Raw genomic sequence first — 19,463 nt, forward strand, 5'->3', positions numbered from 1 at the left:
ATTCAGGACAGGTCAGGCTTTGTTAAATGTCCCACTGCAGACGTGACTGCAGGGCGTTGGCAACGGGGGCAAGTGGCTCTTTCATCTCGCCAATCAGTACCATATTGGCGCCTTTGAGCTGGACTATCTCCCCCTTGAGGGTGCCATCTTCAAAGTGGACTTGTTGCAGGGTTAACGGGACATGTTTGGGCACTAAAAAGAGAGTGACGGGTCCCATCTTTCCCTGGATCACCATGTGCAAGGCTGGCCCCTGAAAAAACGAGCAGTGATTGACATAGGTCACCTTGAGCCCATCCATCCCGCTGAGGGTGGCCCCATAGATCTCCATCTTGGCATTGATGTTCTGCAGATTGACCCGCTCATCGACACCTTCGATAAAGGGGGCTTCGCCATAGACATGGGCCATCGCCACTTGTGCAAGGGAGAAGGCCGTGGGAGGCGCGTCTGGCAGCGTGATCCAGCGGGTACTCATCCCCAGCAAGAAGGCGACTGATGCGGCCATGGCGATCTGGCGCCAGGATGTCGAGGTCCGGCTCTTGACCTGCGTCGCGCCAAGGGGCCGGGATGGCTGCGCATCATCTTGCGTGTCGGTCTCTTGCTGCATGGCTTGCCTGAGCAGGATCCGTTCGGCCAATCCGGCAGGGGCGTCTACCTGCATGGCACGCTTGAGGGTGTGGTCGAACTGCTTCATTTCGTCGAGGTAGTGGCGATTGGCCTGGCTGGCTTCGGCTGCTGCGAGAAAGTCCGGCTGTTGATCGTTGGGCTGGATCATGGCGTTGCGGCGAAATTCGAGTTCATCCATGTCCGTGTCCTCTTGCTTGGTTCTTCTGTTCCATCGCCTCCTTGATCTGGTTGCGGGCGCGAAACAGCCGGGTCATGACGGTGTTCTTGTTGAGGCCGAGCATCTCGGCGATCTCCTCACCACTGAATCCTCCCACGACTTGCAGCAGGAGTGGCTCCTGATACTCCTCGGGCAGTCTGGCGATGTGACGGTGCAACCACTCGTTCTCCATCGCCTGTTCGCTGTGCAGCGCATTGTGCTGGGGTTGAGGGTGATCGTCGAGATCCACCAGTTCCAGCTGTTTGCGTTCAAAACGGCGGGCGTTCTCCCGTCTGAGGATGGTGATCAGCCACCCCTTGGCCGCCTTGTCATCCTGCAGGGTGTCGATAGCCTTCCAGGCTCGCAGGAAGGTCTCTTGCACCAGATCTTCCGCCACGTTGGGATCCCGGGTCAGCCAGTAGGCATACCGGTAGAGATCGCCATGCAGCGCATGAACCAGTGCTTCAAATTTTGTTTGTTTGTCAGCCATAGGGTGAGAGACCGGCAAAGTGGCCGGATCATTTCCACCGATGTGGGCGTGACCCCGCTTTTTTCTGAAAAAGAGCAAATGGGTGTTTTCCTTGTCGTATGAGTGTTTCAACCTTGGGCAGCGAGGTTGCGGGCAATAAGAGTGAGCAACTGTGCTACACCGATGGTCTCATAGTGGCACAGCTCGCGGGCGTGTCTCTGCCACTGAAGGGGCCTGGACGGTTGGACTGGCGCGAAACATGCCCGAGCCAGATCAGCCTGCAACGCTGACAAGTAGTTCAGCCCCTGAACATGACTCTGTGGTGGGCGATGATCCGATATGGGCCAGCGCAGCGTGGCCCAGAGATGCAATGCATGTCGACTGGCTTCCGGTTGATGGCAGGCCAGTGCCCGTTGCAAGCGATAGAAGGCCCGCCAGCGTGGTCCATTTCGCCACATCCCCCTCAGGAGCAGGGCCAATACCGCCCACCTGAGGCTCTCATTGCCCAGCTGCGACGGCAGCAGGGCATCGGGACGAGAGCCGGTGGCTGGCTCGAAAGTCAGTTTCATAGCGGGAAGGCTGGCCTGTTCTATCCGGCCGGATGCGGTGTTGAACCAGGGGAGCAGCAGCCGTGGTAACAGATACTCACCGGGCTGACTGGCGACCAAGGTCTGCCGCCACTCCCGCTCGAACAGAAGTTTGCCCTCCCGATAATGCTCCTGTTGTCGTTCTCCGTCTGGCTGGGCCTGCAAGTCGGTTGGTAGCTGCTGCGCCATCAGCTGCGGCAGTTGAGTTTGACCGCTGTCGCCATTTTCCAGCGTCAGGGTCAGGGTTCTGATCAGCGGTTCACCCACTTTGCCCGTTGTCGGTTCAATGTGTTGTGAGAGCGCCAGACCCGTTGCCACCAGGGGGGCGGGAGCTTGGTCCACTCGTACCGACAGCGGGGCCGCTCTGGCGGAGAGGCGCAGAGGCTTGCTGCCGGGTTGTGGCAGCACTCCCTGCAAGCGAGGAGAGTCAAGCAACCAGCGTCCCGGGGATTTGGCCTGGATCAGCCAGCTACGAGTCAGTCTGCCGGGCAGTCCGGCTTGAGCGGGGGCAAGCCACTCGTCACTCCCCAGGCGACGGATGGTGAAGTGGGCAGAGCTGAGCTCGCTCAGCGCCGGGTTTTGCATGCTGGTGGGTAGCCAGAGGGTCAGCCGATAGATCACCGGCTGGCCGGGATAGAGCGGGCCCTGATGATCAAGGCTTGCCTGCATCTCGAGGGGCGAGGGGGCCGCGGGCTGCGGCAGTGCCGCTGTTTTCACCTCTCTCAATGGCAGGGTGAGCGAGGGGGTGAACTCCTTTCCCAACTTGAGCGGGCAATCACCACCTCGGTATTTGCGGGTGAATCGCTCTGGTGCAGCGGGATCTGCCAGCGAGTCAGCTGTTGTACCGGGGTCGTGACCCGGCTCATGGTCACTCTGCCCACCGCAAACTGGCGCAGTAGGGGGGTGATCTCCAGCTCGCTGCTCTGGCGCTCGCCATCCGCTTCGATGATCAGCAGCCAATCGCTGGGGTCGGCCCCCGGCAGCAGCTCTGCCCGGGGCGGCAAGGCCCAGCCAAGCGGACTCGCCAGTGCGAGCAACAGTCCCCATCCTGCCCGCGTCACCAGGGCTCCTCCACCTTGATAAGGTCCCGGCGCAGCGCCTCTTTGCGCAGTCGCTGCTCCAGCAGCAATACGGGTGGCGAGGGGGGCAGGGGCATTGCCGTTGCCTGCTGATCAGCTGATGGTTCGGGCTGCTTGCTGCTGGTGTCGGGAGCAGCCGCCGCGCCGCCCTGTAACAGAGAGAGGTTATAGAGCGCATCTTCATGGCCGGGTTCCAGCGCCAGGGCTGCCAGATAGGCCTCCTTGGCGGCCGCAAACTCCCCCAGTTGCAGCAGGGCATTGCCGCGGTTGTAGTGGGCGGTGGCGCTCGTCGCTTCCTGATAGGCTGCGATGGCTTGCCGGTAGGCACCGGCCCGATACCAGGCGTTGCCGCGCCAGATCGGATCGTCGAAAGTGCGGGCGGCCTGTTGAAAATTCCCCTGTTGATAATCCTGCATCGCTTGCAGCTCGCCCCTCTCAGCTGCTTGCATATCTTGCGGCGCAAGCAGTTGCCACCCCAGCATCAGCGCCACCATCAGTCGGGCGCCGACTCTGGCCAGCAAGGCCAATGGTAATAACGGGATCAGCAGCCAGGGGCCAAGATCCAGTGGCGCCGGGGTGAGGGCCGAGGTCGTTGTGGGCAGCGGCGCAAAGCGGGGCGCTTCGCTGCCAAGCCACTGCAAGTCACCGCCGAGGCGATTGGCCAGTGCGGCAATGGCCTGGTTATCGGGAGCGGGCAACTGTGCGGGCACCCGGGTAGCAAAACCCAGCTCATTGGCTGGAATGGCGGGCATGCTGGCCGGTTGCCCGCTGCTGGCGAGCAGGATATCGAGTCGAGCCGACGGGTTATCGCGGCAAAGAAGGCGCTGCTGGCATGGCCACAGCGCGGCGATTTGGGTCATCTGGTTAGTGGTGAGGTCGTCGGTGATCAGCAGCAGACGCGCTTGCTCACCGGGGGCCAGCTGCTTCATGGCAAGTTCAACGGCCCGTGCCGGGTTGCTGCCCTGCAGCGGCATGATATCGGGGCGCAAGTCGGGCAGCAGCAGCGAAAGGGCCTGATGATCCCGGGTTGGCGGCATGGCGAGGTAGGCATCGCCCGCGTAGAGGATCAGCGCGATGCGCTCGCCCTGAGCACGGCTCAGCAGTTGCTGCAACTGCCACCTGACCCGGGTCGCCCGATCCGGTTTGAGGTCGGTGGCGGTCATCGAGCGTGACAAGTCCAGCAGCCAGATATCGAGCGGCGCCGCAGGCTGCTGTTGCAGCTCACCGCGCAGTGCCGGTCCGCTCAGGGCCAAAATGACGGGCAGGGTTGCCAGCCAGAGCCAGGGGCGCTGAGGGCGGGATGCCGGCAGCAGATAAGCGTGCATGGCTGGCGCGAGCAGCGGGGGCTGGCGACGACGACGCCACCCTTGCCAGAGCCAGGGGATGAGTGCCATCAGCCATAGGGGGCGGAGCAAGATCAGCTCCATCTGCGCGCGCCTCGTGCCAGCCAGCTACGCACCTTGCGAAACTCCAGCCTGCCGCGCCCTGACGGCATAAGCAGCAAACCACCAAGCAGTGCCAACGGCCAAGGGTAGAGCTCGATCACCGGCTGGTAGTGGGCAACGGGTATGGGGGCAGGTTCAAGGGTATTGAGGGTCGCGTTGATGGCCTCGAGATCGCTCTGGGTGCGTGCCCGAAAGTAGCGCCCCTGTCCTGTCTGTGCCAGCTCTTTAAGGAGGGGCTCGTCCAGTTCGCTGCTGGGATCAGCCTGACCGCTGCCCGCCTCATCGTAGGGCTGGATAAAGGTATCGGGATCGGCTCCGACCCCCAGCGTATAGATCCGTATTCCCTGCGCAGCGGCGAGTTTGGCCTCCTGCAACGGGTCAGCGTTGCCTGCGGTATTGCGGCCATCGGTGACCAGCAGCAGGGCGGTTGGGCGATGGCGATCCCCATGCTGACGTGCCAGCTGGATCGCCTCGCCAAGGGCGGTGGTACGGCCGACCAGATCAAAATCGAGCTCGTCGCTCAAGGTCAGCAGCGCCGGGATCTCCTGGGTGAGGGGAGAGAGTAGGTAGGCGTGATCGGCAAAGACGATAAGGCCCACTCTGTCACCGGCCCGTTTGGCGATCAACGCCTTGATCTGCTGGCGCACCGCCGTCAGCCGCGCTTGCTGCTCGCCGTTATCGAGCATATCCGGGGTACGCATGCTGTCTGACAGGTCCACCGCCAGCAGCAGATCCCGACTTCCTTCATATTGGATCACCGGTTCTCCCCACCACTGGGGGCGGCAGAGGGCGAGGATGAGGGCGCACCAGAGTAGCATGGCGTGCCAGAGCGGCAATCCGGTGTGGGGGCGCAACAGCGCAAACCCGGGGTGAGTCAGATAACCACTGCGCAGGGGCGGCAATCCGAAGCGCACCAGCAAGGGCAGCACCAGCGCCAGTGCAAACCAGGGCCAGGCCAGGATCATGGATGCCTCCGCGCGGCTTTACGCTTCGAGCGGGGAGAGCGTTGCAAGAAGAGGGTTTGACCCCAGCGGCAATAGGCTTGCCGCAACTGTTCGCACTGTTCGCGAGTTGGGCGCTGGCTGCCATAGAGCCAACTGCTCCAGTAAGGCGAGAGCTGGCTAAAATCGCTGCCGCCGTGGCGATCGATGAAGGCGAGCCACGCCTCTCCCTGCAGTTGGCGCGCCTCGGGCCAGCGTTGCAGCGCTTCATGACGCAGGGCCTCATGTATGCGTGCAACCAGCAGTGCCGGATCTCCTTCCAGCTGGCGACACCAGCGGCGGTAACGTATCACCCTCTTGGCAATCAGGACGATCAGCAGCAGAAGAAAACCGGCGATCAGGAGCCACAATAGCGCCTGCACCCGGGGATCAAGACTCTGTTCAATCAGATCCGGCCCCGGGTGAATGTCGCGCATCAGGGCGGCCAGCGGCGGGGTTATGGCCTCGGAGGCGGGGCTGGCACTGTCAAGTTCGGCGGGCGAGATCATCCCTGATGACATAACCCCTCCTGCCACTGTTGCTGCAGCGTCTGGCTGTTATCGAGCAGATAGAGGCGCTGCACCAGCGGCAATAGCTGCTGCTTGCCGTGGACCAGTTGTTGTTCGGCGGCTTGTTGGTAGCGGCGGGAGAAACCGGCATGGCCCCCATCCAGCCAGCCCTGATAGTGCTGCCCGGGCCGATCGATGGCCACCGGCAGCTGGCCATCAGGGGGAAGGGCTGCTTCAAGGGGATCGCGGATCTGCCAATAGTGGATATCGTGGCGCCGCGAGAGCAGCTGCAACTGCTGACAGAGCGCTGACTCACAGGGTCTGTGGTCGGTGATCAGCGTCAGTTTGGCACCATGGGGCAGCTTCACGCGGGCCAAGGTGTCGGCTAGTGAATGGGATAGTACCCGACGTGCCAGCCCTTGCTGGTAGTGATGGCAGAGGGATTCGAGCAGGGGCAGCACGCTGCCGTGCTGGCTCTGGTGTTGGGGGATCAGCCCGTGGCAGATCAGGGTGTTGTGCTGCTTCTCCCCTTGCCAGATCAGGGCGGCCGCCAGCTCGCAACCCAGGCGTGCCTTGAGCTGCAGCGTGGAGCCGAAATACATGGCGGGAGAGAGATCGAGCAACAACCAGTGAGCCTGATCCAGCTCCTCGCTATAGAGGCGGGTATAGGGGCGACCGAGGCGCGCTGTCACCCGCCAGTCGATATGGCGTACCTCGTCACCGGCCTGATAGGCACGCAGCTCCCGAAACGTGAGCCCGGGGGAGCGGCCCGGTTTGCCGCGTTCGCTGCTGCTTCGGCCTGTTATTGGCCTGGCTCTGGCATTGGCCCAGAGCCGGATATTGAGCAGCCGTGGCAGCGACAGGGCGATGTCGGGATGCAGGCCGGGATCTAGGGGCATGGCACCTGATCCAGCAGTTGGGCGATCAGGATATCGTTATCCAGATTGTCGGCCAGTGCCTGATAGCTGGGAATAAGGCGGTGGCGCAGCACCGGATAGGCTTGCAGCTGGATATCTTCCGGCAGCACATAATCACGCCCGGCAAGCCAGGCACGGGCGCGGGCTGAGCGAGCCAGCCCCAGCGTCGCCCGGGGGCTGGCCCCCACGGCAATCAATGGCTCAAGGGCAGGGCACAGACCGCTGCCTGGGCGAGTGGCGCAGACCAGCTCCACCAGATAGTGCTCCAGTCGGCTTTGCATGGTAACCGCCAGCACTTCGCTGCGGGCGCTTTGCAAGGTGGTCTGACTCAGGGTCACCGGCGCAGCGCCAAGCTGTTCGCCGCTGGCGTTGAGCTGCAAGATGGCGAGCTCCATGGTTGGGCTCGGGTAATCCACCATCAGCTTGAGCAGAAATCGGTCGAGCTGCGCCTCCGGCAGGGGATAGGTCCCCTCCTGCTCGATGGGGTTCTGGGTGGCTGCGACCATAAAGAGTGGCGGCAGCCGCCAGCTCTTTTTGCCTACGGTGATCTGGTGCTCGGCCATGGCCTCAAGCAGGGCAGATTGCACCTTGGCTGGCGCCCGGTTGATCTCGTCTGCCAGCACCAGATGGTTGAACAAGGGGCCCGGCTGGAATACAAAACTGGCATCTTGCGGGTGAAACACTTCGCTGCCGGTGAGATCGGCAGGAAGCAGGTCGGGGGTGAACTGGATGCGGGCGAAACGTCCCTCGACGGCGCCAGCGAGCGCTTTGACGGCGCGGGTTTTGGCAAGACCGGGTGCCCCTTCGATTAACACATGTCCTTCACATAACAGGGCGATCAGGAGCCCTTCAATGAGCTCCTCCTGCCCCAGAATCTGACTGCCAAGATAGTCCCTAAGCGCTCTGAACTCGGCCGCTGCCATGCGATAAACCCGTTGTTTTTATGGAAGTTGATCTTTTTATACTCCAGTTGCTCCCCAAGGGCGAGCAAAGGGGCCTTGCCACGCTCAATTTAGTTTCAATCAGCTGTATGAAACTTGTGATTGGATTGTTAAGATGTGGCGCAATGAGGTCAGACCTCTGCCTTTTAAACCAAGGAGCCAGGATGAAACAGCCATTGAAACTGACGACTCGCCAGGGCGAACGGATTGCCGTCGTGGCGGGGCTGCGTACCCCCTTTGCCAAGCAGGCGACTGCCTTTCATGGCGTGCCTGCAGTCGATCTCGGCAAACTGGTGGTGAGCGAAATGCTCGCCCGTACCGATCTCGATCCCAAGCTTATCGACCAGCTGGTGTTTGGCCAGGTGGTTCAGATGCCGGAAGCCCCCAACATTGCCCGCGAGATCGTGCTCGGTACCGGCATGAGCGTCAATACCGATGCCTATAGTGTCTCGCGCGCCTGCGCCACCAGTTTTCAGGCGGTAGCCAACGTCACCGAATCCATCATGGCGGGAACAGTGGATATCGCCATCGCCGGTGGCGCTGACTCCTCTTCCGTGCTCCCCATCGGGGTGAGCAAGAAGCTGGCGCGCGCCTTGGTGGATCTCAACAAGGCGCGCAATCTGCAGCAGCGCTTCAATATTTTGCGCCAGCTGCGGGTCAAGGATCTGCTGCCGGTACCGCCTGCCGTGGCGGAATACTCCACCGGCCTCTCCATGGGGCAGACCGCCGAGCAGATGGCCAAGAGTCACCAGATCAGCCGCGAGGCGCAAGATGCGCTGGCTCACCGCTCCCACACCCTGGCTGCGCAGGCTTGGGCCGATGGCAAGCTCAGTGGTGAGGTGTTTACCGCCCATGTGCCGCCCTACAAGTCGCCGCTGGAGCGGGACAACAATATCCGTGAAAGCTCGGATCTGGCGAGCTACGCCAAGCTCAAGCCGGTGTTTGATCGGGTTCATGGCACAGTCACTGCTGCCAATGCCACACCGCTGACCGACGGCGCCGCCGCCGTGCTGCTGATGCGGGAAGGTCGGGCGAAAGAGCTGGGCCTCGAACCGCTGGGCTATATCCGCAGTTTCGCTTTCTCGGCCATCGATGTCTGGCAAGACATGCTGATGGGGCCCTCCTACGCCACGCCGCTGGCGCTGGACAGAGCCGGTATAACCTTGGCCGATCTGACCCTGATCGATATGCACGAAGCCTTTGCTGCCCAGACCCTGGCCAACCTCAAGATGTTTGCAAGCCACGAGTTTGCCCGGGGCAAATTGGGACGCGAACAGGCCATCGGCGAGGTGGACATGGAGAAGTTCAATGTCCTCGGCGGTTCGCTGGCCTATGGCCACCCCTTTGCCGCGACCGGTGCGCGGATGATCACCCAGACCCTGCACGAGCTGCGTCGTCGCGGCGGGGGATTGGGGCTCAACACCGCCTGCGCGGCGGGTGGATTGGGCGTGGCTATGGTGTTGGAGGTTGAATGATGAGCGCTAAGACTTTTTCCCTGGATGTTCGCAAAGATGGCATCGGCATCCTCACCATGGATGTGCCGGGCGAGAGCATGAATACCCTCAAGGCTGCTTTTGTGGAGGAGATCCGCTCCGTACTGGCCGAGGTGAAACGCAACAAGGATTTGATCGGTCTGGTGATCACCTCCGGCAAGAAGGACTCCTTCATCGCCGGCGCTGACATCACCATGCTGACCGCCTGCACCAGTGCCAAGGATGCCGAGACCCTGTCGCGAGAAGGGCAGGAGATCTTTGCCGAGATCGAGGGGCTGACCATTCCGGTGATCGCCGCCATTCATGGCCCCTGCCTCGGTGGCGGGTTGGAGCTGGCGCTGGCCTGTCATGGCCGGGTGGTGACCGATCACGGTAAATCTGTGCTGGGATTGCCGGAAGTACAGCTCGGTCTGCTGCCGGGCTCTGGCGGTACCCAGCGTCTACCGCGCCTCATTGGGGTGGCCAAGGCGCTGGATCTGATGTTGACCGGCAAGCAGGTCCGTGCAAAACAAGCCAGGAAATTGGGGCTGGTGGACGATGTGGTGCCGCCTTCCATCCTGCTGGATGCCGCCATCAAGCTGGCCAAGAAGGGCAAACCGCGCCATCAGTTGAAACGGGATCTGCAGGGCAAGGTGCTGGAGACCAACAAACTGGGTCGCAAGGTGCTGTTTGATCAGGCCAGCAAGGGGGTGAAAGCCAAGACCCGTGGCAACTACCCGGCGCCGGAGCGGATCCTCGAGGTGGTGCGTATCGGTGTGGAGGAGGGGATGAAGGCCGGTTTGGCCGCCGAATCCCGCCACTTTGGCGAGCTGGTGATGACGGCTGAGTCTGCCGCCCTGCGTTCCATCTTCTTTGCCACCACCGAGATGAAAAAAGAGGTCACCTATCAGGGGGCCGAGCCGCGCAAGGTGGCCCATGCCGCCGTGCTGGGCGGCGGTCTGATGGGGGGCGGCATTGCGTTCGTCACCGCCACCAAGGCGGGCGTGCCGGTGCGGATCAAGGATGTGGCAAGCGCCGGGATCGGCAATGCCATGCGCTACAGCTATGACATTCTGGCCAAGAAGCTCAAGCGCCGTCACATCCTGCGCAGCGAGCTGGAAAAGCAGATGAGCCTGCTGACCGGCACCCTCGACTACTCCGGTTTCCACCGGGTCGACATGGTGGTGGAGGCGGTGTTTGAAGATCTCGCACTCAAGCACCAGATGGTGAAAGATGTGGAGCGCGAGTGCGGTGAGCACACTGTGTTTGCCTCCAACACCTCCTCCCTGCCCATCAACCAGATTGCGGCAGAGGCGGCGCACCCGGAGCGAGTCGTGGGGCTGCACTACTTCAGCCCGGTAGACAAGATGCCGCTGGCGGAGATCATCCCCCACGCTGGCACCAGTGCCGAGACGGTTGCGACCACGCTGGCTTTTGCCCGTGCTCAGGGCAAAACGCCCATCGTGGTGAAGGACGAAGCCGGTTTCTACGTCAACCGCATTCTCGCTCCCTATATGAACGAAGCGGCGCGACTGGTGCTGGAAGGGGAGCCAGTGGAGGTGCTGGATAGCGCGCTGCTGGACTTTGGTTTCCCAGTTGGCCCCATCACATTGCTAGATGAAGTAGGGATCGATGTGGGCGCCAAGATCTCCCCCATTCTTGAGAAAGAGCTGGGTGGCGAGCAGTTCCAGGCGCCCAAGGCGTTCGACAAGCTGCTGCAAAACGATCGCAAGGGACGCAAGAACGGCAAGGGCTTCTACCTCTACGGCAAGGCGGCGCCGCGCAGCAAGCTGACCGGCAAAGAGGGCAAGAAGACGGTGGACGAGAGCGTCTATGGCGTGCTCGGGATCAAGCCTTCTGCCAAGCTGGCCCGTCAAGAGATCGCCGAGCGCTGCGTGCTGCTGATGCTCAATGAAGCGGCCATGGCGCTGGACAGCGGTGTGGTGGCCTCGGCTCGTGATGGCGATATCGGGGCCATCTTCGGTATCGGTTTCCCGCCTTTCCTCGGCGGCCCGTTCCGCTACATGGACAAGCTCGGGATCGATCATCTGGTTGGCCGTCTGGAGTATTACCAGAAGCGCCACGGCGACCGGTTCGCCCCCTGTGCCCGTCTCAAGGCGATGGCCGCAGAGCAGCAGACCTTCTACTGATAGCCGCTGCAGATTGACCGCAAGACAAAGAGGCCCGCACACCATGCGGGCCTCTTTCTATGTTGTGGCTTGTTCGGGTTGTTCAGGTGGTGCTGCGATGATGCGGGCAGAGGCGAAGGCCGAAAAAAACGGCCCACCGAAGTGAGCCGTAGAGAGATCTGGTAACCGGTCAGATCCCCGGTTTGCGCTCCGGGCAGCGGCCGATGATATCCGCCGGCAGATCGCCGTTATCCTGCTCCAGCACCACATCGAATCCCCACAGTTGATGCAGGTGCTTGAGCACCTCATGGCGCGAGTCGCCAAGGGGGATGCGGTTGTGTGGCACGTAGCGCAGGGTGAGGGAGCGATCCCCCTTCACGGCGACGTTGTAGACCTGAATATTGGGCTCCAGATTGCTGAGGTTGTACTGGGCCGACAGGGTATTGCGCACCTGACGGTACCCCTCGTCATTGTGGATGGCGGAGACCTTCAGATAGTTCTTCAGATCATCGTCATCGATGGCGAACAGCTTCAGATCTCGCATTACCTTCGGGCTTAAGAACTGGCTGATAAAGCTCTCGTCCTTGAAGTTCTGCATGGCAAAGTGGAGGGTCTCGACCCAGTTGCTGCCGGCATAATCGGGGAACCAGTATCTGTCCTCTTCGGTCGGGTTCTCGCAGATGCGGCGCAGGTCGGTAAACATGGCAAACCCCAGCGCATAGGGGTTGATCCCCGAGTAGTAGCGACTGTTGTAGGCCGGTTGATAGACCACGTTGGTGTGGCTGTGCAGCACCTCCATCATGAAGCTATCGCTCAGCTTGCCCTCGTCATAGAGGTGGTTGAGGATGGTGTAGTGCCAGAAAGTGGCCCACCCCTCGTTCATCACCTGGGTCTGTTTTTGTGGGTAGAAGTACTGGCTGATCTTGCGCACGATGCGCACCACTTCCCGCTGCCAGGGCTCCAGCAAGGGGGCATTCTTCTCGATGAAGTAGAGAATGTTCTCCTGGGGCTCGGCGGGGTAGCGCCGGTCCTCCACGCCAGCGGCTTTATGCTGCTTGGGCAGGGTACGCCACAGCTCGTTGACCTGGGTCTGCAGGTAATCTTCCCGCGCTTTCTGGCGCCGTTTCTCCTCGGCCATCGAGATCTTCTGCGGCCGTTTGTAACGATCCACTCCGTAGTTCATCAGGGCATGACAGGAGTCCAGTAGTTGCTCTACGGCCTCAATGCCATGCTTCTCTTCACACTCGGTGATGTACTTTTTGGCAAACAGCAGGTAGTCGATGATCGAGGAGGCATCGGTCCACGCCTTGAACAGGTAGTTGTTCTTGAAGAAAGAGTTGTGACCGTAGCAGGCGTGGGCCATGACCAGCGCCTGCATCGGCATGGTGTTCTCCTCCATCAGGTAGGCGATGCAGGGATCGGAGTTGATGACGATCTCGTAGGCCAGCCCCATCTGGCCACGCTTGTAGTTGCGCTCGGTATGGATAAAGCGCTTGCCGAACGACCAGTGTTGATAGCCGATGGGCATGCCAACGCTGGAGTAGGCATCCATCATCTGCTCGGCGGTGATCACCTCGATCTGGTTGGGGTAGGTGTCCAGCTTGTAGAAACGGGCGACCCGGGCGATCTCCTGGTGATAGGTCTCCAGCAGATCGAAATTCCAGTCTGGTCCGTCATCCAGTGGCGCTACACGTTTTTCAGTTTCGATCATGTGACCTCCTCACGCCGCTTGTTTCTTGAACAGCTCACGGAACACCGGATAGATATCCTCGACCTTGCGAATATGCTCCATCGCAAAGTGGGGGAACTGGCTGGCTACCGACTCATATTCGTGCCACAGGGTCTGATGAGCACGGGTAGTGATCTCGATGTAGGAGTAGTACCGCACCCTTGGCATGATGTCCCGTGCCAGGATCTCCTTGCACTGCGGTGAGTCATCAGCCCAGTTGTCACCGTCCGATGCTTGCGCCGCATAGATGTTCCACTGGTTGGCCGGGTAACGCTCGTTGATGATGTCGTTCATCATCTTGAGTGCACTGGAGACGATGGTGCCGCCGGTCTCCTGGGAGTAGAAGAACTCGTGTTCGTCCACCTCCTTGGCCTGGGTGTGGTGGCGGATATAGACCACCTCGACGTTCTTGTAGGTCCGGCTCAGGAACAGATAGAGCAGGATATAGAAACGCTTGGCCATCTCCTTGGTGGCTTGATCCATGGAGCCCGATACGTCCATCAGACAGAACATCACCGCCTGGCTGGAAGGGACGGGCCGTTTGACGAAGTTGTTGAACTTGAGATCGAAGGTATCGATAAACGGCACCGCATCGATCCGTCGTTTCAGCTCCCTGATCTCTTTCTCGAGCAGGGCGATTTCGGCAAAGTGCTCATTGGGATCGGTGGCCAGCAGGGCCAGCCGTTCTTCCAGTTCATGCAGCTGACGCTTTTTGCCCGCTTGCAGTGCCATGCGCCGCGCCAGCGAATTTTGCAGAGAACGTACCACGTTGATGTTGGCGGGCACCCCGTTTGAGGTGTAGCCCGCCCGATAGGTTTTGACCTCCATCAGCTGGTTGAGCTGGGTTTTCTGCAGCCTAGGCAGCTCCAGATCTTCAAACAGCAGATCGAGATACTCATCCTTGGAGATCTGAAACACGAAATCATCGGCCCCGTCACCCTGATTGGATGCCTGTCCCTCGCCGGAACCCTGTCCACCGCCCCCTCCTTTGGGGCGGTCAATCTTGTCGCCGGAGACGAATTGATCATTGCCGGGATGCACTATCTCCCGTTTACCGCCGTGCCCCTGATGGAAATGGGGTTCGCCGATATCCTTGGTCGGGATGCTGATGCTCTCGCCCTTGTCTACGTCCTGAATGCTGCGCTTGGAGACAGCATCCGAGACCGCTTGTTTTATCTGCTTCTTGTAGCGGCGGATGAAGCGCTGCCGATTGACAGCGCTTTTGTTTTTGCCGTTGAGCCTGCGGTCGATAAAATGCGCCATAACTCCCCCTTGAACAGTCAGGGTCAGGATGACTTGCGTACCCTGAGATACCATTCGGAGAGCAGTCGCACCTGTTTACGGGTGTAGCCTTTCTCCATCATCCGTTCGACAAAGTTATCGTGCTTCTTCTGCTCCTCGGCCGAGGTTTTGCTGTTGAAGGAGATAACCGGCAGCAGCTCTTCCGTGTTGGAGAACATCTTCTTCTCGATCACGGTGCGCAGCTTCTCGTAACTGGTCCAGTTGGGGTTACGGCCTGCATTGTTGGCCCGGGCACGCAGCACGAAGTTGACGATTTCGTTGCGGAAATCTTTCGGGTTGCTGATCCCGGCAGGCTTTTCAATTTTCTCCAGCTCGCTGTTGAGGGACGCGCGGTCAAACAGCTGGCCGGTTTCGGGGTCACGGTACTCCTGATCCTGGATCCAGAAGTCGGCGTAGGTGACGTAGCGATCGAAGATGTTCTGACCGTACTCGGAGTAGGACTCGAGATAGGCGGTCTGGATCTCCTTGCCGATGAACTCCACATAACGCGGGGTCAGATAGCCCTTGATGAACTCAAGGTAGCGATCGTGCAGCGCTTGCGGGAACTGCTCGCGCTCGATCTGCTGCTCCAGCACATAGAAGAGGTGCACCGGGTTGGCTGCCACTTCCGCGTGGTCGAAGTTGAAGACGCGGGAGAGGATCTTGAATGCAAAGCGGGTCGACAGACCATTCATCCCCTCATCCACCCCGGCGTAGTCGCGATACTCCTGATAGCTCTTCGCCTTGGGATCGGTGTCTTTGAGGCTCTCGCCATCATAGACCCGCATCTTGGAGTAGAGGCTGGAGTTTTCCGGCTCTTTCAGTCGTGACAGTACCGAAAACTGGCCCAGCAGCTCGAGGGTGCCCGGGGCGCACTTGGCCTCGGTCAGTTCGCTGTTGATCAGCAGTTTTTCGTAGATCTTCACCTCTTCCGAGACGCGCAGGCAGTAAGGCACCTTGACGATGTAGACCCGGTCGAGGAAGGCCTCGTTGTTCTTGTTGTTGCGGAACTGCTGCCACTCGGATTCGTTGGAGTGGGCCAGCAGAATGCCGTCAAAGGGGAGGGCGGAGAGCCCTTCGGTGCCGTTGTAGTTCCCCTCCTGGGTAGCAGTCAGCAGCGGGTGCAGCACCTTGATGGGCGCCTTGAACATCTCCACAAACTCCATGACCCCCTGGTTCGCCTTGCACAGCGCACCTGAGTAGGAGTAGGCATCGGCATCATCCTGGGCGAAGTGCTCCAGCATGCGGATGTCGACCTTGCCGACCAGCGAGGAGATGTCCTGGTTGTTGTCATCTCCCGGTTCGGTTTTGGCGATGGCGATTTGGTCGAGGATGGAGGGGTTGACCTTCTCCACCTTGAACTTGGTGATGTCACCGCCAAATTCGTGCAGTCGCTTGGCCGCCCAGGGGGACATGATGGGGCGCAGATAGCGGCGCGGGATGCCGTACTCTTTCTCAAGGATCTCTCCATCCTCTTCGATATCGAACAGGCAGAAGGGGTGATCGTTGACCGGTGAGCCCTTGATGCGATAAATGGGCACCTTCTGCATCAGGGATTTGAGTTTCTCTGCCAGCGAGGATTTACCGCCGCCAACGGGACCCAGCAGATAGAGGATCTGTTTCTTCTCCTCCAGCCCTTGGGCGGAGTGTTTGAGGTAGGAGACGATCTGTTCGATGGCCTCTTCCATCCCGTAGAAATCCTTGAAGGCGGGATAGCGTGCCACGACACGGTTGGAGAAGAGTCGGCTCAGTCTGGGGTTGGCAGAGGTGTCTACCATCTCCGGTTCACCGATGGCGGTCAACAGACGTTCGGCTGCGGAGGCATAGCAGGATTTATCCTGTTTACACATATCCAGGAACTCCTGGATGGTGTACTCCTCTTCCCTTGCTTTCTCATATCGCTGTTGGTAATGCTCGAATATGCCCATAACTTTGCCCTCGTTATAGTCGCTTACCCTGAAAAAGTGGATGACTGTTTCTTGTGTTGTGCGCTGTTAAAGCCTAGTCAACAGCCTCCAGTAATCCATCACGGTCGAATGGTTCAATTGTGAAGAAACCTGCCCGATCCTTGTGCGGGGAGGGTCAGTCAACAACACAGCTATGTTACTGACTGTTAAATTATTTTTGCCACGATAGTGAGGTAAATGTCAAAGACATAAAAAATAAATGTTTGTTGATAAATGAAAATGGAATGTAAAGCGGCAGGGACAAGAAGGGAAAGTTAGCAGGAGTGCGGGTTAGCAAGCATATGGATAAAAAGATTATTACGTTAACGTAAACGCAAAGCGGTCTGTTTGGAGTTTTGGCTCTAATTTTTACATTGACGCTACATTTCGAGTGCCCTAGATTGGCGATGTGTGAGCAGCAAGACGCTTTAGCAAGAGAGTTGACTGTTGCCTCACCAAGCTCTGTTTAAGCACGTTTCCGTTGGCTTGACCCTCGCAACCGCGAGGGTCTTCTTTTTTCAGCGCCTGTAGAAGCTCATTTCTGCTGGCGGGCGCAGAAGCCGTCGGTGATAACCGCTCAAGGGTAGGCTTGTTGCACGGCAGCCAATACTCGGGCAAACGGGTGTGCGGCCAGTTGGCCAGAGCCCGCCAGCGATTTGGCTTTGACCCGGCTGGTCAGTGGCGTGGCGATGCCGCACAGGAAACGGGCCAGTACCCGGGCATCCACTGAGCCGGTTTTGGCAATGAGCGGATCGCACCAGGCGCGGATCCCTGCCTCGTTTGGCATGGTCAGTTGGGGCAGGGGGGGGAGATGTGCCACCTCGCCGCGGCAGACCGAGCAGTGGCCGCAAGGAACCGGCGCCGCCTCATCGGCGAAATAGCGGGCGAGACGGTGGCTCAGGCACTCATGGGAGGTGAAAAAGTCGAGCATGGCTTGCAATCTGGCCAGCTCGCTCTGCTCTTTTTGCAGGAACAGGGCGTGCAGGGCGTTTGCCTCCTGCTCGCTGTCCCACCCTTGGCGGGTTATGCGGTAGACCTCGGTCATCTGCTTGCTTTCGAGCTCGATCCAGCCCTGCTGTTGCAGGTAGTCGAGCGCCGCAACCGCCCGCTGCCGCTCCCCCTGATAGCCCTGCCAGAGGGCGTCAAAGTCCATGGTGCACCAACTGCGTGCTTGCGGGGCGCAGGCGAACAGCTGCTCCAGAAACTGGCGGCGATCCGGATTGAAGCGGCGCAATATCTCGCCTTTATCCAGCACAAACTTGAAGCGGTAGTCAGCGTAGTAGCTGTAGGCCGGAGTGATGATGCCCGCCATCTCCAGATAGACCAGCAGGGTTTTAAGGGGCAATTGGCGGATATTGGTGTCGTTGGAGAGGCGCAGCAGGGTGAATTCCCACTCGGCCCCGCTCTGCTCGATGATGGCAAGCAGCTTGAGGATGGCACTCAAATCCGGCGTATCGCCGTAGACGAAGTTCTCCAACACCGGCAGTTGGCTCTGGTTGGCCAGCACGATACAGCGTGATGGCTGGCCATCCCGTCCTGCGCGGCCAATCTCCTGGCTGTAGTTCTCGATGGATTTGGGCAGATCGTAGTGAATGACCCGCCGGATATCCGCTTTGTCGATCCCCATGCCAAAGGCGATGGTGGCGACGATGCAATCCACCTTGCCAGCCATGAAGTCGTGCTGGATCTGGCTGCGCAGCGCCGAGTCGAGTCCGGCATGGTAGGCGCGGGCGTTGATCCCTTGCCCAATGAGCTGCTCGGCGCAGGCTTCGGCGGTGTGCTGCAAGGTGACATAGACGATGGTGGGGGCCGCCGGATCGTTGGCCAGCGCCTGGGCGAGCCACTCATCCCGCGCATCGGGCGCCAGGGGGATGACCGCCAGATCAAGATTGGCGCGGTAGAAACCGGTGACCACTATCCCTTCCGGCTCAATGCCGAATTTGGCCTGCATATCCTGAATAACCGCTGGCGTGGCGGTGGCGGTCAGCAGCAACACCTGTGGGATCTTCAGGTCATGGCGATAGCTCGGCAGCTTGAGGTAGTCGGGGCGAAAGTTGTGGCCCCATTCCGAGATGCAGTGGGCCTCGTCGACGACCAGCAGTGACAGGGGCACTTGCTCGATAAAGCGGCGAAAACGCTCGTTTTTGAGCCGTTCCACCGAGATCATCAGGATCTTGAGTTGACCATCCAGCGCCTGTTGCATCACTCGTCGGCTCTCCTCCGGACTTTGGCTCGAGTCGAGGGTGGCGGCACTGATCCCCTTGCTTTTGAGGAAGGCGAGCTGATCGTGCATCAGGGCCAGCAGCGGCGAGATCACCAGGGTCAGATGAGGCAGGGCGAGGGCAGGCAGCTGGTAACAGAGGGACTTGCCGGAGCCGGTGGGAAAGATGGCGGCGGCACTCTGGCCGGCCAGCACCCGGTTGATGACGGTATCCTGGCCTGGCCTGAGTTCGGAGAAACCAAAGTATTGGTTGAGCAGGGATGGGATCATGGCAAGGCTCCGCAGCAAATGAGGCATGATAGCACAGTGACTCCGGTCACGGATGACAGAGGAATGGTTGCCAAGTCGAAGGCAGAGAGTGTCGATAAAACGTACAAAAATGGGTGGTTGCGCTGTGGTTACGGTTTTGTTGCGGTTTTTTGTGATGGAAACGGGATATTTTTTGGTGAGTCTCTAGAAAAAAAAGATGGCGAATGGGATATTCCATGTCGCAATCCGGTCACGGCAGGATCGGCCCGACAGAAGGCTGGCCGCCGCTACCACATTTGGAGCAACAGGTATCGCCCGAATGCGAGATTGCAGACAGGACTCATGATTCATGCACTACGGTGCCTAGGGACTTTTTGATGACACAACAACACCCTCTCCTTCGGCTGGTCAATAGTACCAGCCTGGTCAGCCAGATCCTGGTTGGTCTGGTATTCGGTATCTTGCTGGCGATGTTTGCCCCCGAGTGGGCGAAAACGGCAGGTCTGCTTGGCAGCCTGTTCGTTGGCGCACTGAAAGCGGTGGCGCCGCTGCTGGTATTCGTACTGGTCATGGCGGCCATCATTGGTCACAAGCAGGGTCAGAAGACCAATATGCGACCGATCCTGCTGCTCTATCTGTTTGGCACCTTCTCTGCGGCTGTGGTCGCGGTGATCGCCAGCTTCCTGTTC

14 protein-coding genes and 1 pseudogene are annotated in these 19,463 nt (G+C 59.9%); 3 read left to right on the top strand and 12 right to left on the bottom strand.

Annotated features, from left to right (window positions below; translation table 11 throughout):
- Positions 1 to 22: 22 nt before the first annotated feature.
- The 8 genes and pseudogenes from LD28_RS0116595 to LD28_RS0116630 all read right to left on the bottom strand — a co-directional run bounded on the left by LD28_RS0116595 (position 23) and on the right by LD28_RS0116630 (position 7,729).
- Positions 23 to 802 (bottom strand): DUF3379 domain-containing protein, encoded by a 780-nt coding sequence (locus tag LD28_RS0116595; protein WP_033138047.1) that lies wholly within the window; start codon positions 800 to 802, stop codon positions 23 to 25.
- Positions 795 to 1,310, bottom strand: coding sequence for a sigma-70 family RNA polymerase sigma factor (locus tag LD28_RS0116600; protein ID WP_050514355.1), 516 nt, complete (start codon positions 1,308 to 1,310; stop codon positions 795 to 797). Before LD28_RS0116600 ends, LD28_RS0116595 begins: the two co-directional genes overlap by 8 nt.
- Positions 1,311 to 1,417: 107 nt before the next feature.
- Positions 1,418 to 2,913, bottom strand: a pseudogene (locus LD28_RS0116605) (BatD family protein).
- 20 nt (positions 2,914 to 2,933) lie between these two features.
- The gene (locus LD28_RS0116610; RefSeq protein ID WP_033138049.1) at positions 2,934 to 4,382 is read right to left on the bottom strand and encodes a VWA domain-containing protein; all 1,449 of its coding nucleotides are present in this window, start codon (positions 4,380 to 4,382) and stop codon (positions 2,934 to 2,936) included.
- Positions 4,373 to 5,365: a VWA domain-containing protein gene (locus tag LD28_RS0116615; RefSeq protein ID WP_033138050.1), complete on the bottom strand. Its 993-nt coding sequence runs from the start codon at positions 5,363 to 5,365 to the stop codon at positions 4,373 to 4,375. Before LD28_RS0116615 ends, LD28_RS0116610 begins: the two co-directional genes overlap by 10 nt.
- Entirely contained in the window at positions 5,362 to 5,901 is a 540-nt protein-coding gene (locus LD28_RS0116620) for a DUF4381 family protein (RefSeq protein ID WP_033138051.1), read from the bottom strand. The genes LD28_RS0116615 and LD28_RS0116620 overlap by 4 nt, the downstream gene beginning before the upstream one ends.
- Positions 5,886 to 6,788, bottom strand: coding sequence for a DUF58 domain-containing protein (locus LD28_RS0116625; RefSeq protein WP_033138052.1), 903 nt, complete (start codon positions 6,786 to 6,788; stop codon positions 5,886 to 5,888). Before LD28_RS0116625 ends, LD28_RS0116620 begins: the two co-directional genes overlap by 16 nt.
- Positions 6,779 to 7,729, bottom strand: a complete 951-nt coding sequence (locus tag LD28_RS0116630) for an AAA family ATPase (RefSeq protein WP_033138053.1) — start codon at positions 7,727 to 7,729, stop codon at positions 6,779 to 6,781. The genes LD28_RS0116625 and LD28_RS0116630 overlap by 10 nt, the downstream gene beginning before the upstream one ends.
- Positions 7,730 to 7,911: 182 nt before the next feature.
- Here LD28_RS0116630 and fadI point away from each other — a divergent pair, with 182 nt between their 5' ends.
- Positions 7,912 to 9,222 (top strand): acetyl-CoA C-acyltransferase FadI, encoded by a 1,311-nt coding sequence (gene fadI / locus LD28_RS0116635; protein WP_033138054.1) that lies wholly within the window; start codon positions 7,912 to 7,914, stop codon positions 9,220 to 9,222.
- On the top strand, positions 9,222 to 11,369 hold the full coding sequence (gene fadJ / locus LD28_RS0116640) for a fatty acid oxidation complex subunit alpha FadJ (protein WP_033138060.1): 2,148 nt from the start codon (positions 9,222 to 9,224) through the stop codon (positions 11,367 to 11,369). The genes fadI and fadJ overlap by 1 nt, the downstream gene beginning before the upstream one ends.
- Positions 11,370 to 11,538: 169 nt before the next feature.
- On the opposite strand, the gene LD28_RS0116645 is transcribed toward fadJ, so the two are convergent.
- From LD28_RS0116645 to LD28_RS0116660, 4 genes are all read right to left on the bottom strand, one after another.
- Positions 11,539 to 13,059, bottom strand: coding sequence for a SpoVR family protein (locus tag LD28_RS0116645; protein WP_033138055.1), 1,521 nt, complete (start codon positions 13,057 to 13,059; stop codon positions 11,539 to 11,541).
- A 9-nt stretch (positions 13,060 to 13,068) separates the two neighbouring features.
- A complete protein-coding gene (locus LD28_RS0116650) occupies positions 13,069 to 14,340 on the bottom strand; it encodes a YeaH/YhbH family protein (protein WP_033138056.1) in 1,272 nt (423 codons plus the stop codon).
- A 23-nt stretch (positions 14,341 to 14,363) separates the two neighbouring features.
- On the bottom strand, positions 14,364 to 16,286 hold the full coding sequence (locus LD28_RS0116655) for a PrkA family serine protein kinase (protein WP_033138057.1): 1,923 nt from the start codon (positions 16,284 to 16,286) through the stop codon (positions 14,364 to 14,366).
- 595 nt (positions 16,287 to 16,881) lie between these two features.
- On the bottom strand, positions 16,882 to 18,795 hold the full coding sequence (locus tag LD28_RS0116660; protein WP_033138058.1) for a RecQ family ATP-dependent DNA helicase: 1,914 nt from the start codon (positions 18,793 to 18,795) through the stop codon (positions 16,882 to 16,884).
- 356 nt (positions 18,796 to 19,151) lie between these two features.
- On the opposite strand from LD28_RS0116660, the gene LD28_RS0116665 reads away from it, so the two are divergent.
- Positions 19,152 to 19,463 (top strand): cation:dicarboxylate symporter family transporter (locus LD28_RS0116665; protein WP_033138059.1); only part of this gene is annotated, 312 nt, incomplete at its 3' end.

Source organism: Aeromonas finlandensis (assembly GCF_000764645.1).
Classification (GTDB): Bacteria; Pseudomonadota; Gammaproteobacteria; order Enterobacterales; family Aeromonadaceae; genus Aeromonas; species Aeromonas finlandensis.

Bases quoted from the DNA above. Each gene is read 5' to 3' on its own strand.
- LD28_RS0116595 (WP_033138047.1), bottom strand. From the start codon at position 802: ATGGATGAACTCGAATTTCGCCGCAACGCCATGATCCAGCCCAACGAT.
- LD28_RS0116600 (WP_050514355.1), bottom strand. From the start codon at position 1,310: ATGGCTGACAAACAAACAAAATTTGAAGCACTGGTTCATGCGCTGCAT.
- LD28_RS0116610 (WP_033138049.1), bottom strand. From the start codon at position 4,382: ATGGAGCTGATCTTGCTCCGCCCCCTATGGCTGATGGCACTCATCCCC.
- LD28_RS0116615 (WP_033138050.1), bottom strand. From the start codon at position 5,365: ATGATCCTGGCCTGGCCCTGGTTTGCACTGGCGCTGGTGCTGCCCTTG.
- LD28_RS0116620 (WP_033138051.1), bottom strand. From the start codon at position 5,901: ATGTCATCAGGGATGATCTCGCCCGCCGAACTTGACAGTGCCAGCCCC.
- LD28_RS0116625 (WP_033138052.1), bottom strand. From the start codon at position 6,788: ATGCCCCTAGATCCCGGCCTGCATCCCGACATCGCCCTGTCGCTGCCA.
- LD28_RS0116630 (WP_033138053.1), bottom strand. From the start codon at position 7,729: ATGGCAGCGGCCGAGTTCAGAGCGCTTAGGGACTATCTTGGCAGTCAG.
- fadI (WP_033138054.1), top strand. From the start codon at position 7,912: ATGAAACAGCCATTGAAACTGACGACTCGCCAGGGCGAACGGATTGCC.
- fadJ (WP_033138060.1), top strand. From the start codon at position 9,222: ATGAGCGCTAAGACTTTTTCCCTGGATGTTCGCAAAGATGGCATCGGC.
- LD28_RS0116645 (WP_033138055.1), bottom strand. From the start codon at position 13,059: ATGATCGAAACTGAAAAACGTGTAGCGCCACTGGATGACGGACCAGAC.
- LD28_RS0116650 (WP_033138056.1), bottom strand. From the start codon at position 14,340: ATGGCGCATTTTATCGACCGCAGGCTCAACGGCAAAAACAAAAGCGCT.
- LD28_RS0116655 (WP_033138057.1), bottom strand. From the start codon at position 16,286: ATGGGCATATTCGAGCATTACCAACAGCGATATGAGAAAGCAAGGGAA.
- LD28_RS0116660 (WP_033138058.1), bottom strand. From the start codon at position 18,795: ATGATCCCATCCCTGCTCAACCAATACTTTGGTTTCTCCGAACTCAGG.